This is a genomic window from Anoxybacteroides tepidamans, from assembly GCF_014201465.1.
Classification (GTDB): Bacteria; Bacillota; Bacilli; order Bacillales; family Anoxybacillaceae; genus Anoxybacteroides; species Anoxybacteroides tepidamans.
The window spans coordinates 39,908-52,504 of record NZ_JACHEP010000023.1 but is presented as its reverse complement, the minus strand read 5'-3'; the positions used below and the strand labels follow the sequence as shown (position 1 = coordinate 52,504).

Genomic DNA, 12,597 nt, shown 5'->3' with positions numbered 1-12,597 from the left:
TACCGCAAACAACAGGGGTGGCAAGCTTTTTTTATCATTCATTGCGTAAAATCAACAAAAAATCGGGGTACGTCTTTAAAACTTTTGACAGTACCTCAAAGAGCAAGGGAGGGATTTAATGAAACAAGTTGTTGTACGTGTAGACGAAGCAGCAAGCATATTAAAACTATTGGGCGATAAAACAAGGCTCACGATCATGGCGCTGTTGGACAAAAGAGATTGTTGCGTCTGTGAACTTGTGGAATTGTTTCAAATGAGCCAACCGGCCATAAGCCAACATCTTCGAAAGCTAAAAGATGCCGGTTTAGTGACAGAAACAAGAAAAGCGCAATGGATTTTTTATTCTGTAAACAAAAAACATGAACTGTATGCCTTCATTCAAGACATTTTAGCACATATCCCAAGCCAAGAAGAAAAAATAAAAGAACTTGAAACAAAAGGAACACGGATATCGTGTGAGTGAGGGGTGATTATTTGTTTTCCGTCATACTGGCATCATTGATTTTCCTTGTCACGTTAGTACTGGTCATTTGGCAGCCAAAAAACTTGTCCATTGGCTGGTCTGCCTGCGGCGGCGCGTTGTTAGCGTTGTTAGCAGGAGTAGTTGATTTCCACGATGTAGTGAATGTGACAAGCATCGTCTGGAATGCGACGCTTGCTTTTATTGCGATCATTATTATTTCGTTAATCTTAGATGAAATTGGCTTTTTCGAATGGGCAGCTTTACATATGGCAAGAGCGGCCAACGGAAACGGAATCAAGATGTTTATTTTTGTTTCCATTCTTGGCGCTTTAGTTGCGGCGTTTTTTGCGAATGACGGAGCCGCGCTTATTTTAACGCCGATCGTTCTGGCGATGGTACGCGCCTTGCAATTTGATGAAAAGAGTGTGCTGCCTTTCATTTTGGCAAGCGGTTTTATTGCCGATACAACATCATTGCCGCTTGTCGTCAGCAACCTTGTCAATATCGTATCTGCTGATTATTTCCATATTGGGTTTGTCGAATATGCGGCGCGGATGATCGTTCCGAATCTTGTCTCTCTCGGCGCAAGCATTTTAGTGCTATATCTTTATTTTCAAAAAAATATACCGAAACAATACGATTTATCACATTTGAAGAAACCAAGTGAAGCGATTAAAGATCATAAAATGTTTAAGCTTTCTTGGGTGGTCTTAAGTATTTTGTTAATTGGTTATTTTGTCAGCGAATTTACAAACATTCCGGTATCCTTCATTGCAGGAGCGACAGCCCTTGTTTTCTTGTTCATCAGCAGAAGAAGCCCAGCTGTTCATGTAAAGCAAATAGTAAAAGGAGCGCCGTGGGCCGTTGTGTTTTTCTCCATCGGAATGTACGTCGTTGTTTACGGCTTGAGAAACGTCGGTTTGACGAATGTATTAGCGGATATTATTCAAGCAGCCGCCAATCAAGGACTGTTTGTCGGAACGGTTTCGATGGGCTTTATTGCCGCCATTCTTTCATCAATTATGAATAACATGCCAACGGTCATGATTGATGCGTTAGCGATTGCCGACACGAACACAACCGGTATCATTCGCGAAGGATTAATTTACGCCAATGTGATTGGTTCCGATTTAGGACCGAAAATTACCCCAATTGGTTCGTTAGCGACCCTCCTTTGGTTGCATGTATTATCAACAAAAGGAGTGAAAATTACATGGGGAACGTATTTTAAAAACGGGATTATTTTAACGATCCCTACGTTATTCATTACGCTTGTCGGACTTTATCTATGGTTAGTCATCATCTAAAAAGGAGTCGATGGAAATGAAAAAGAAAATTATTTATTTCTTATGCACAGGTAACTCTTGCCGCAGTCAAATGGCGGAAGGATGGGCAAAAAAATATTTAGGCGATGAATGGGCAGTTTATAGCGCGGGAATCGAAGCGCACGGATTAAATCCAAACGCAGTGAAAGCGATGAAAGAAGTAGGGATTGATATTTCCAACCAAACATCTGATGTGATTGATCCTGAAATTTTAAACAAAGCCGACTTAGTTGTCACCTTATGCGGTCATGCGGCCGATCATTGCCCGGTAACACCGCCACACGTGAAGCGCGTCCATTGGGGATTTGACGATCCAGCGAAAGCAGAAGGAACAGAAGAAGAAAAATGGGCCGTTTTCCAGCGTGTTCGTGATGAAATCGGCGCGCGCATCAAAAAATTTGCGGAAACAGGTGAATAAGAATGAAATGGACAGCCGAGAAGAATCGTCTCGGCTGATTTTTTCTTATTAATTAAAGGAGTGCCATAAGTGATCCACCAATTGCACCTGTTAATACAATAATCCATGGAGGTAGCTTCCAATAGACTAGCATACTAAACAATATAGCAACAAAAGCGAAATCTATCGGTGATAAAATGGAACTGATCCAGATAGGCTGATAAAATGCAGAAATTAATATACCTACTACGGCTGCGTTCACTCCCATCAGCGCGCCATTCACTTTCGGATTTCGTCGTAAAGTGTCCCAAAAAGGTAGAGTACCTAAAATGAGAAGGAATGCTGGTAAGAAAATAGCAACTGTTGCTAGTAAGCCACCTAACCAGCCATTCATAACTGCCCCTAAATATGCTGCAAATGTAAATAATGGACCCGGAACTGCTTGTGCAGCCCCATACCCAGCAAGAAATGCTTCTTTGCTTATCCATCCATTTGGTACAAATTCACGTTCAAGCAATGGCAATACAACATGTCCACCTCCAAAAACAAGAGAACCTGAACGATAAAAACTATCAAACATCGCAATCCAATGCAATGAAGTGACTTTCCTTAAAATAGGAAGAAGAATAAGTAATCCAAAAAATAATGCTAAGCAAATTAATGCAAAGCCACGTGAAATGGGAAAGTTTATTCTAGCAGCATCATTCTCTTTATGTTCTTTATAGAGAAGATAGCCGATAAGTGCTGACAATATAATAATTCCCACCTGCGTATATGCTGTTGGCCATAGTAAAGTTACAACTAACGCTAGCAAAGCAATCGCTTTTCTTTTTAAATCTGGTGTCAGTTTTTGGGCCATTCCTAAAATAGCGTGTGCAACAACTGCTACTGCAACGATTTTTAACCCGTGAATCCAGCCAGCCTCACCGATATTTAACTCTTGCAAAATCAATGCAAAAACAATAAGTGCAATGACAGAAGGTAAGGTAAATCCAAGAAATGAAACTATTCCACCTAACACACCTGCACGCATTACTCCAATCCCAATCCCAACTTGGCTACTTGCAGGACCGGGTAGAAATTGACATAACGCCACTAAATCAGCATAACTTTTTTCATCCATCCATTTTCTTCTACGAATGTATTCATCATGAAAGTATCCTAAATGCGCGATTGGTCCCCCAAACGATGTAAATCCCAATTTTGTTGATACCATCAATATTTCTAGCAAAGACCGTATGGACGTCCTATTGTTTTCTTTGTTTAATGCTTCATGATCCATACCAATTTCTCCCTTCAAATTGCATTCTCAATTTTAATCCTTAATTTCTTTTAAATAGTTCGTATGCTTTATTTCTCGCTTCAGTTATCAACTGCACGAGTGCGCTCTCCATTTGGCGTGTGCTCCTGCGACAATGCTACACACATTGCACGCCATTTGCGATTTCAGTCCGCAAGATTGTCGCAATCTCGATACACCAACGATTGCAACTTCTTATAAAGAAGAAAGCAAATTGTGCTCGTAAGCGACTTTCGACGCAAAATTCAACGCTTGTTTCATCGCTTGCATCGTTTCGCCTTATTCATCGGTTGGCAACAATCGAATTTTAGCGGATATAACTACAACCCTTATCTATGATACCATATATCACTTATCACTGAATACGAACAAACGTTTCTTGCACAAAAAGAAAAACATTGTGAATCGATCGAAGCAACGCTAACAACATCTCGCCGGTTGGCCGATGACTTTTTCGTTTTCTTGATAGAATGAGCAAACCTATAAAAGGAACTAAAAAAGATGAAGGAACAAATTAGAAAAATGTCGAAAGTAAATAAAAGAAATGTGTCGAAACGATTTTTGGCACTATTATAGCGTTCTAGAACTATGTCAAATCGCCAGCAAAAAGTAGAGGGAGAGTGTGAAATGGAAACGGTTATCAGCATGAAAAATGTGTCTTTTGTAAGAGAAAATCGGGTTATTTTGAGGGATATCAATTGGAAAGTCAGCGAAAAGGAACAATGGGTCATATTAGGTTTAAACGGTTCAGGAAAAACGTCATTGTTAAATATCGTCTCAGGCTATCAATATCCAACAAGAGGAGAAGTTTCTGTTTTAGGACATACATTCGGGAAAACAAACTTGCCAGAACTTCGCAAACAAATCGGATTTGTCAGCAGCTCCCTTGACCGTTTTAATCAAACATTGGAATCGGAAACTGTCGAAGATATTATCGTGAGCGGGAAATTCGCCACAATCGGATTGTATCATACGGTAACACATGAAGACCGCCAGCAAGCGGAACAGCTCATGGCTTCTTTTCGAATTGATCATTTAAAAGGGAAAACGTATGATACGTTATCACAGGGAGAGAAAAGAAAAGTTTTGATCGGAAGGGCGTTAATGGCCAAACCGAAACTGCTTATATTAGATGAACCGTCCATAGGATTAGACATTTTAACACGGGAAGAAATTTTGGCGTTAATAAAAGAAATTATCGTCACTCAACCATGTCACGTGCTTTATGTCACTCACTATATTGAAGAAATTATCGAAGAAATGACCCATGTGTTGTTATTAAAAGACGGGCAAATCGTAGCCGCAGGAAAAAAAGAAGAAGTATTAACAGACGAATATTTATCCGAAACGTTTCAATTAGGAATGAACGTCCGTTGGGAACATAACCGGCCATGGGTTTCGATCGAGAAGAAAAGCATGCTCCAGCGATCATAACAAATCATAAGAAAAGCGGAGGCGGCTGTCCAGCTGCGACAGGCAAATATCGTGCCCTTACAAAATGGACAGGATGACGAAGAGTTGAAACAATTCGCTGCTGCAGCCGATTGATTGTAAAATAAAGCATAAAAAGTAGAGGGAGGAAAAGCGATTGGGAGGACCTTCGCCAATTCGATGAAAACAGAAGTGACAGCAGAAAAAATTATGCAAAAATTGCAAGAACAAGTGAATCGCCAGTTTGCTAATTTGGAAGAAGAAATGATTAGGCTGATTAAAGAAGAATTGTCAGCAATAGCAAACAATAAAAATTTTACGATCAAAAAATTTCGCGAAGTAAGTGACTTTTGGGATGATGATGATATTTATCCATTTCAAGGATACTATGAATTTCGATTTACATTATTAAGCAAATGTGAAGATAAAATACAGGAGTTTGTCTATCGGTTGCTTATAGATTCCGTCGAGGAATTAGGAATAGACGAGGTGCGTGCTTATCTCGTAAAACAAGGTTCGGCAGATGAAGCGGAAGAAATGGACATCGATGATATTGGCTTTGAACTGCGTCATTTATTGGACCATGAAATTGATGATATCGTATCTGATTTATTGGATGATTTTGGTAATTATGAAATTTCGTTTTTGATGTCTAATCAAGAAAATTCATTTCAACAATTATACAAACAAACGCAAAAACCGGATCATTTAGATTTTTTTAACCATTACGTTGAAAACTGGCTATTCGAGAAAAAAGAAAGCATAAAAAAACGGCTTAAAGAGAAAAACGGAGAAGCAATACTAACGGATTCTTTTGCTGTGGGGACATTATTTCCTTTGGAAGAAGTGAAAGAAAAGCTGGTGCAAACTTTTTTTGATACGATCGACAATGAACGTTTGTTGCGAATTTTAAAATATGCAGAAACGGAGATCAGTGATGATTTTAAAACACGCTTTCAAGCCATTCGTACCATTCAACAAACTTCTATTTGGAAAATGTATGAAACAATCATCGACAAAGAATTAGAAACATGGCTAGATAAGGCAAAAAAAGAAGTCATTTCTTTATACGATGATTGGTTAAAAGTTTGCGATTTATTATCACAATCTTTATCTGATGGTAGTTCTCCGAACGAGATTATCATGATTCTCGACAAGCTGCGAAATTATCTTTCCTTTATCAAAAAAGCAGACAAAAAAAGAAGAAGCGAAGAAGAATATGACACCATCTTGTCTAAAATTGAATGTATTTACATAGAAATGTTAAATAAAAAATATCAATGCTCGATTAAATGGAATCCTCATAAGAAAAAACGTTGGTTAAAAACATGGTTTACAGAGATCGAAGAAGTCGAACAATCTTTCCTTCATTCAAAGGGATTTAATGACCATTTGAAAAAACTGAGCAAACACATTTTTGAAAACCCATTATCACTAACAAATCAATACAGAAATAAAAAATACATCATCCATGTCGGTCCGACGAATTCGGGAAAAACATATGATTCCCTTCAGCGCTTGCTTCAGGATAAAAAAGGAATGTATTTGGCGCCTCTTCGGTTGCTTGCTTTAGAAAAATTTGAAGAGATGAATCATCATGGCATCAAATGCGCTTTAGTGACAGGAGAAGAAAGAAAAACTATAGACGGCAGCACTCATATTAGCGCAACCGTAGAAGCGGCTAACTTAACGGATGAATTTGAAGTCGTTGTCATTGATGAATGTCAAATGTTATCAGATGAAACGAGAGGATCGGCCTGGGTAAAAGCCATTATTGGAGTGAAGGCAAAAGAGATACATCTTATTGTTGCTCCGTATGCAGCAAATTTTATCCAAACCCTCTTAAATTACCATCAATTCGAATTTGAAGTGGTTGAACATGAAAGAACGACACCCCTTATTTGGGAAGAAGATCCCTTTCATTTTCCAAGAGATTTGAAAAAAGGGGATGCATTAATCGTTTTTTCGAAGCGGAAAGTTCTTAATATTGCCGCATTGCTTGTAAAAAAGGGGCATAAAGTTTCAGTTTTATATGGAAGTATGCCTCCAGAAACAAGAAGAAAACAAGTGAAACAATTTCGGACCGGTTTAACCGATGTGTTGGTGGCCACAGATGCGATCGGTATGGGATTAAATCTTCCAATCCGACGAGTCATCTTTATGGAAAGCGAAAAATTTGACGGGCAAACGATTCGCACGTTAAAGGCGGAAGAAGTTCAACAAATAGCGGGAAGAGCGGGCAGAAAAGGGATTTATGATGAAGGGTTCGTCAATGCAACAAAAAATCGAAAGAAAATCAAACAATTGCTACAGGCGAGAGTAGCTCCTATTGAATATAGTTTTCTTCCTATATCTAATGAATCAATGAAACGGTTCCCTTATGAATCATTTGATTTGTTCAAACGTGCATGGGGTTTCTATCAAAAAGAATTAAAAGGAACCCCTTATAAAGTTCATGATTTAAGCGAACAGGAAAGAAAAGTGGCCGTTTTGGAAAAAGCGTTGCATGAAATGGATATGGAACTTTCCCTTTGGAAAAAGCTTTCTTTTTGCTCTATTCCGTTTTCTATAGAAGAATCGTTTTTGGTCGACTGCTGGTTAACAATGGTTAAAGAGTATCTTCTTGATCGAAAAATAAACATGCCACTTGTATTCACTTCAACCGATACGATCGATGAATTGGAAAAAAGTTATAAAAAACTAATGTTGTATACGTCATTTGCTTATTCACAATCACTTTCTTTTGACGAAGACGCGGTATTTTTGCTGAAAGAAGAAATCTCTGAAAAAATATTTGAAGTGCTATCTAAAAATTTGACGAGTTATATGAAAAAATGTAGCATTTGTGGCGAAGTATTGCCATGGGATTTTCCGTATCCGCATTGCGATCATTGCCATAGATGCATGTATGATGATAGGTACGACTATTTTTAAAAATAACTCAACCTATTGACACATGAGCATAAGCGAAAAGGGCGTGTGGTGATATGCAAAAACAAGAGCCTAGTAAACTTATAAAGACATTAAGCATTGGGAAGGAAACTGGGAACTCATTGATGGGATTCCTTATTTGTTAGCTTCTCCTTCTTACGCATACCAATATGTCATAGGGGAATTGCATCTTGAATTCGCTTCTTATACTAAAATTGCTTGATATGACGATACATCTAGGCAACTAAACACATTCATCACGGATTCAGGTTTCATTTTAATAAAGGACGAATTTTCTATCTTTGGGCCGTTCAAGAAATGGACGAAGGTTCTTAGCCTCGCTTTGCAAGTGGAAATAGTCGTCATGTGCAACACCTTGAAATGGGGGAGCAAAATGGAGAAACGAATTGTAAAAAGTGTTGTTTATGTTTTTATTTCTTGTTTTGCGTTGCTTTTTGCTTTTACATCGCAAGATCCTATCGTGACAATGAGCGATGGTTCTTACACGACGGTGCATATGGACACAGCCGATTATTTAATGAAAATTACCCGCACATCTATAAAAGTTACTTTAGCGGCGGCATTGTTGGTGACGGCCATAGAAATCTATAAGCGCATTCGCCCGCGCTCGTAGGTGCTATATAAATACAACTGGGAGGTTTAACTTATGGCTGACGAAAAAGTAGACTCCCTATTTTTTCGACTGTCGGAGGCAAGTCTGTGACTGGCCTTCGTCACTCCTTCGCGTGACAGAGGACCGAACAACACCGCTTCACAGACAAATGCATTGTCTGGAAGCGGTGTTGTTCGGTCACCCGACAGTCGAAACATACCGATTACTCCATAAAAGACGAAAACATTAAAGTTCCAAATGGCATTTATATAGTGTGCTACAAAACAGCACTTTGTTATAAAGCGATGTCAAACTCATTTGGAGATAACTTGGGCGACTTTGCGAAAGAATTCGACCAAAAGAATGGCAACAACGTCGGCCGTTTGCACGAACAGTTCGGCCGCAAATTTATCGTCCTTCCCAATCCTATGTACGGTGACTGGGAAGGAGCTATTTTTGTCGTAGAAAGTTGATTTTGGAAAAACGGTTTTTAGCCTTCTTTTTTTTCTAACGCCTGCTTCAACAGCTCTCCTAAACTTGTGCCGAACGAATCGTTTTCCGCACTGTATTTTTTCAGCAACGCCCGCTCGTTGCGGCTGATCGTCGCGTGTTTCTTTTCCTCCGCTTTTTCAATCACATTGCAAGGCCGGCATTGGAAATAGATACCCGCTTTTCCTTCATGGATTTCCATGCGCTTTTTGCATTGCGGGCAGCGCCGGTTCGACAGTTTCGGATCTTTCCGTTTGCGAAAGCGGCAGTCCATATTCGAACATACGAGCATGCGTCCTTCTTTTGTCATTCGCTCTTTTAAAAACGAACCGCACTCCGGACACATCGAGCCTGTTAAGTTATGCGCACGATACGTTCGTTCGCTTTGTTTAATTTCCGCCACTAACCGCTCCGTTTGTTTGCGAATGTTTTGTAAAAATACTTTCGGATTGCCTTTTCCGCGAGCGATCACTTCCAACTCTTTTTCCCAGCGGGCAGTCAACTCCGGAGATTTTAACTCTTCATTCACGAGTTCGATGAGCTGTTTTCCTTTTGGTGTCGGATAAAACCGTCCGTTTTTCCGCTCAACCGTTTCGGTTTCCACAAGCCGTTCAATGATTTCCGCTCTTGTTGCGGGTGTGCCGAGTCCGTATTTCTCCATTTGCGACAAAATATCTGCCTCCGAATAGCGAAGGGGTGGTTCGGTCATCGCCTCTTTCATTTCCCATTTATTAAGCGTTAACGTCTGTCCTTTCGTTAAGATAGGGAGCGGCTTTCTGTCGTGTTTGTCGTCATGTTTTTCAAGAACTTTTCTGAATCCTGCCTCGATCACCGTCATTTCGCGAACAGTCAACATTTCGCCATCGATATCCAAAACGACATGAATCGTTTCGTATTCGCATGCAGGATAGAAGAGTGCTAAGAAGCGGCGAGCGATTAAATCGTACAACTTTCGTTCATCTGCAGTAAGCTTTCCAATGTCAAGCCGCTCTTCTGTCGGGATAATCGCATGGTGATCGGTTACTTTTTCGTTGTTGAATACTCGTCTAGCGATCACTTTCCCTTTATTTTTCAAGAGCGGTGCGATTTCGTCTTTGTATCCCGATGCCATCGCCTCCAGCCGGTCCAACATCGTCGGTTCCATATCCGCCGTCAAATAGCGGGAGTCCGTGCGCGGATATGTGACAAGCTTATGGTGCTCATAAAGCCTTTGCAAAACCGTTAGCGTTTTCTTCGCGGAAAAACCAAACCGCTTGTTTGCTTCCCGCTGCAATTCAGTTAAGTCGTACGGAAGCGGCTGCGGCTCTTTTTTTGTTTTTCGTTCGATAGAAACGACCACGGCTTGTTTGTTTTGTAGTTTTTCAAACAGCTGCTCCGCTGTTTCTTTCGAAAAGATCCGCTTTTCTCCGCTTCGTTCCCAAGAAGCATTGAGAGCACCGATCTCGGCATGAATCGTCCAATACGATTTCGGGACAAATGTTTGAATCTCTTTTTCCCGATTGATAATCATCGCAAGGGTAGGGGTTTGCACGCGCCCCGCTGAAAGAGGATCGTTATATTTCGTTGTTAACGCTCTTGTGACATTTAAGCCGATGAGCCAATCCGCTTCAGCGCGGCAAACCGCTGATTGATATAAAGGATCAAACTGCTCTCCCGGCTTTAAATGTTTGAAACCATCGCGAATCGCTTTATCTGTCTGCGACGAAATCCATAAACGTAAGATCGGTTTTTTCCAGTTCAGCTTTTTTAAAATCCAGCGGGCGACAAGTTCACCTTCACGTCCGGCATCGGTGGCGATAATGCACTCTTTAATGTCTGTTCGTTTAGCCAAGTTTTCAATGGCCCTGAATTGGTGGCTCGTTTGCCGGATGACGTTGAGCCCCATTTTTTCTGGAATAATCGGCAAATCTTCCAACCGCCATGTCTTATACTTCGGATCATAATGTTCCGGCATTTTTAATTCAATTAAATGGCCGAGTGCCCAAGTGACGATATATTGATTTCCTTCAAAGTGATGTTTATGTTGCTGCTTACAGCCAAGCACGCGAGCAATCTCGCGCGCCACACTTGGCTTTTCGGCAAGAACAAGCGATTTCATACAAAGCTCCTTTCTCGTACAAAAAGATTACTCGTTCAGTATAGCGGAAAGCGAATCAGTTTGCATCTTTCAACTTCAAGAGGGCAGAGGAGTGTGATAAAATTGGGGAAAAATATGAGAAGGTGGGAATGAACATGGCAACGATGGAAGATTTTTTGAAATCTTAAAAATGTTTCGAGAGGAAAGTTTGTTATAATGCAGCGAGGTCTTGATGCTTTAAAAAGTAATTGGTATGGATTATTTGTAAACAATTACGCGCAACGGTACGAAAAGTATTTAAACGAACTCTTGCCTAAAGCAAGTTTTTTCCAATTAAAGATGCTATAATGAGGATATCGAGTATTAAGAAAACGGTGGTGATAAATTTGTTATCACAACAAGAAATACTTAACGAAATGTCCAGAAACTTAGATATATGGAAGGAAAAATATGGTGTGAAACGGATTGGTCTATTTGGTTCGTATAGCCGTGGAGAACAAAAGGAGTCCAGTGACATTGATGTGTTAGTGGAATTTATGGATCATGCCATGACATTCGATAATTACATGGATTTAAAATTCAATCTGGAAGATCATTTTCAAAAGCCGGTAGATTTAGTCATTTTAGATGATATCAAACCAGCATTAAAGCCGAGTGTTTTAAGGAGTGCTAAGTATGCAGAAAGAGCCTAAAGTCTTTTTACAAGATATTCTCGCCGCTGCAGAAAAAATTGAGAAATACACCAAGGACTTATCTTATGATGATTTTCTAGACAATGACCTAGTGTCGGACGCGGTAATTAAAAATATATTAGTGATTGGCGAAGCAACGAAAAACATTCCAGACGAAATCCGACAAGCACACCCACATATCGAATGGAGAAAGATGGCTGGCATGAGAGATATGATGATTCACAGCTATTTCTCCATCAATTATCGAATTGTCTGGGATGTTGTTCAGAATAAGATTCCTAAGTTAAAACAACATGTTGAGCAGTTACTAAATGAAAATTAGAGTGGATATTTTTAAAACAAATCTTTTGAGTTAGCATAGAAGACTTGAATCCAAAGAATATTCTTACTGTTGCTTTGTCAAAACGCTATTGGGAGGTCTTGCAAATGAACAAATATGAAAATGTGATACTCATTGCTTCCGCACCATATGGATATGGAAAAAAAGTTGTGACAAATCGACTTAACCAAATGAAGCGTGATCATGCTGAATTGCAAAATAAGCTTTCCAAAATAAAAAGCTCATCGCGCAACTATAAATGACCCTAATCATATCCATACGTAGAATAACTTATTTTAAGGAACCGATATCAATAAGAAGTAAACAGTTCCCTCGTTGTTAATACGCAGCGAGGGTTTTGCTTTTTAAAAAAAGAGAATAAAATGAACAATCAACCCATTTCCCCTAAAAACCGCTTGACATTATATGGTTTTGTTAGTAAATTATAATTAAAGAAATGAACATTATATAAAAAGAGAGAAAAATGAACAAAAGGATGTGGTTATATCTGGTGGTTTGTCTACACAAAAGATTTACAGAATGAACGTTTAGACCCGTAT

Annotated in this window: 12 protein-coding genes and 1 pseudogene; 11 read left to right on the top strand and 2 right to left on the bottom strand. The window is 39.6% G+C overall.

What is annotated here, in order from left to right:
* Positions 1–118 precede the first annotated feature (118 nt).
* Genes HNQ34_RS14630 through arsC form a run of 3 tightly spaced genes read left to right on the top strand, consistent with a single transcriptional unit; the run spans position 119 to position 2,206 of the window.
* Positions 119–463 carry an ArsR/SmtB family transcription factor gene (locus HNQ34_RS14630; RefSeq protein WP_183255925.1) on the top strand — a complete coding sequence of 115 codons (345 nt, stop codon included), beginning with the start codon at positions 119–121 and terminating at the stop codon, positions 461–463.
* An 11-nt stretch (positions 464–474) separates the two neighbouring features.
* A complete protein-coding gene (locus tag HNQ34_RS14625) occupies positions 475–1,770 on the top strand; it encodes an arsenic transporter (protein WP_183255923.1) in 1,296 nt (431 codons plus the stop codon).
* A 16-nt stretch (positions 1,771–1,786) separates the two neighbouring features.
* Positions 1,787–2,206, top strand: a complete 420-nt coding sequence (gene arsC / locus HNQ34_RS14620; RefSeq protein ID WP_183255920.1) for an arsenate reductase (thioredoxin) — start codon at positions 1,787–1,789, stop codon at positions 2,204–2,206.
* Positions 2,207–2,258: 52 nt separating this feature from the next.
* Here arsC and HNQ34_RS14615 read toward each other — a convergent pair whose 3' ends face one another.
* Positions 2,259–3,467, bottom strand: a complete 1,209-nt coding sequence (locus tag HNQ34_RS14615; protein WP_183255919.1) for a chromate transporter — start codon at positions 3,465–3,467, stop codon at positions 2,259–2,261.
* Between the two features lie 645 nt (positions 3,468–4,112).
* On the opposite strand from HNQ34_RS14615, the gene HNQ34_RS14610 reads away from it, so the two are divergent.
* The 5 genes and pseudogenes from HNQ34_RS14610 (at position 4,113) to HNQ34_RS14595 (ending at position 8,933) form a co-directional block, all read left to right on the top strand.
* Positions 4,113–4,919 (top strand): ABC transporter ATP-binding protein, encoded by an 807-nt coding sequence (locus HNQ34_RS14610; RefSeq protein WP_183255917.1) that lies wholly within the window; start codon positions 4,113–4,115, stop codon positions 4,917–4,919.
* A 177-nt stretch (positions 4,920–5,096) separates the two neighbouring features.
* Positions 5,097–7,850 (top strand): helicase-related protein, encoded by a 2,754-nt coding sequence (locus HNQ34_RS14605; protein ID WP_183255916.1) that lies wholly within the window; start codon positions 5,097–5,099, stop codon positions 7,848–7,850.
* A gap of 53 nt (positions 7,851–7,903) precedes the next feature.
* Positions 7,904–8,055 (top strand): annotated as a pseudogene (locus HNQ34_RS17815) (Uma2 family endonuclease); the annotation flags it as partial.
* Positions 8,056–8,241: 186 nt separating this feature from the next.
* Positions 8,242–8,481, top strand: coding sequence for a hypothetical protein (locus HNQ34_RS14600; protein ID WP_183255914.1), 240 nt, complete (start codon positions 8,242–8,244; stop codon positions 8,479–8,481).
* 308 nt (positions 8,482–8,789) lie between these two features.
* Positions 8,790–8,933, top strand: coding sequence for a hypothetical protein (locus HNQ34_RS14595; RefSeq protein ID WP_183255912.1), 144 nt, complete (start codon positions 8,790–8,792; stop codon positions 8,931–8,933).
* A 17-nt stretch (positions 8,934–8,950) separates the two neighbouring features.
* On the opposite strand, the gene HNQ34_RS14590 is transcribed toward HNQ34_RS14595, so the two are convergent.
* Positions 8,951–11,047, bottom strand: a complete 2,097-nt coding sequence (locus HNQ34_RS14590) for a DNA topoisomerase III (RefSeq protein ID WP_183255910.1) — start codon at positions 11,045–11,047, stop codon at positions 8,951–8,953.
* A gap of 395 nt (positions 11,048–11,442) precedes the next feature.
* On the opposite strand from HNQ34_RS14590, the gene HNQ34_RS14585 reads away from it, so the two are divergent.
* From HNQ34_RS14585 to HNQ34_RS14575, 3 genes are all read left to right on the top strand, one after another.
* A complete protein-coding gene (locus HNQ34_RS14585; RefSeq protein ID WP_183255931.1) occupies positions 11,443–11,718 on the top strand; it encodes a nucleotidyltransferase family protein in 276 nt (91 codons plus the stop codon).
* Positions 11,702–12,040, top strand: coding sequence for a HepT-like ribonuclease domain-containing protein (locus HNQ34_RS14580; RefSeq protein ID WP_183255908.1), 339 nt, complete (start codon positions 11,702–11,704; stop codon positions 12,038–12,040). The genes HNQ34_RS14585 and HNQ34_RS14580 overlap by 17 nt, the downstream gene beginning before the upstream one ends.
* Before the next feature lie 104 nt (positions 12,041–12,144).
* Positions 12,145–12,300: a hypothetical protein gene (locus tag HNQ34_RS14575; RefSeq protein ID WP_183255906.1), complete on the top strand. Its 156-nt coding sequence runs from the start codon at positions 12,145–12,147 to the stop codon at positions 12,298–12,300.
* Positions 12,301–12,597: the final 297 nt, after the last annotated feature.

Excerpts from the sequence above, each read along its gene's own strand:
- HNQ34_RS14630 (WP_183255925.1), top strand. The coding sequence starts at position 119 with ATGAAACAAGTTGTTGTACGTGTAGACGAAGCAGCAAGCATATTAAAA.
- arsC (WP_183255920.1), top strand. The coding sequence starts at position 1,787 with ATGAAAAAGAAAATTATTTATTTCTTATGCACAGGTAACTCTTGCCGC.
- HNQ34_RS14615 (WP_183255919.1), bottom strand. The coding sequence starts at position 3,467 with ATGGATCATGAAGCATTAAACAAAGAAAACAATAGGACGTCCATACGG.
- HNQ34_RS14610 (WP_183255917.1), top strand. The coding sequence starts at position 4,113 with ATGGAAACGGTTATCAGCATGAAAAATGTGTCTTTTGTAAGAGAAAAT.
- HNQ34_RS14605 (WP_183255916.1), top strand. The coding sequence starts at position 5,097 with ATGAAAACAGAAGTGACAGCAGAAAAAATTATGCAAAAATTGCAAGAA.
- HNQ34_RS14600 (WP_183255914.1), top strand. The coding sequence starts at position 8,242 with ATGGAGAAACGAATTGTAAAAAGTGTTGTTTATGTTTTTATTTCTTGT.
- HNQ34_RS14590 (WP_183255910.1), bottom strand. The coding sequence starts at position 11,047 with ATGAAATCGCTTGTTCTTGCCGAAAAGCCAAGTGTGGCGCGCGAGATT.
- HNQ34_RS14585 (WP_183255931.1), top strand. The coding sequence starts at position 11,443 with ATGTCCAGAAACTTAGATATATGGAAGGAAAAATATGGTGTGAAACGG.
- HNQ34_RS14580 (WP_183255908.1), top strand. The coding sequence starts at position 11,702 with ATGCAGAAAGAGCCTAAAGTCTTTTTACAAGATATTCTCGCCGCTGCA.
- HNQ34_RS14575 (WP_183255906.1), top strand. The coding sequence starts at position 12,145 with ATGAACAAATATGAAAATGTGATACTCATTGCTTCCGCACCATATGGA.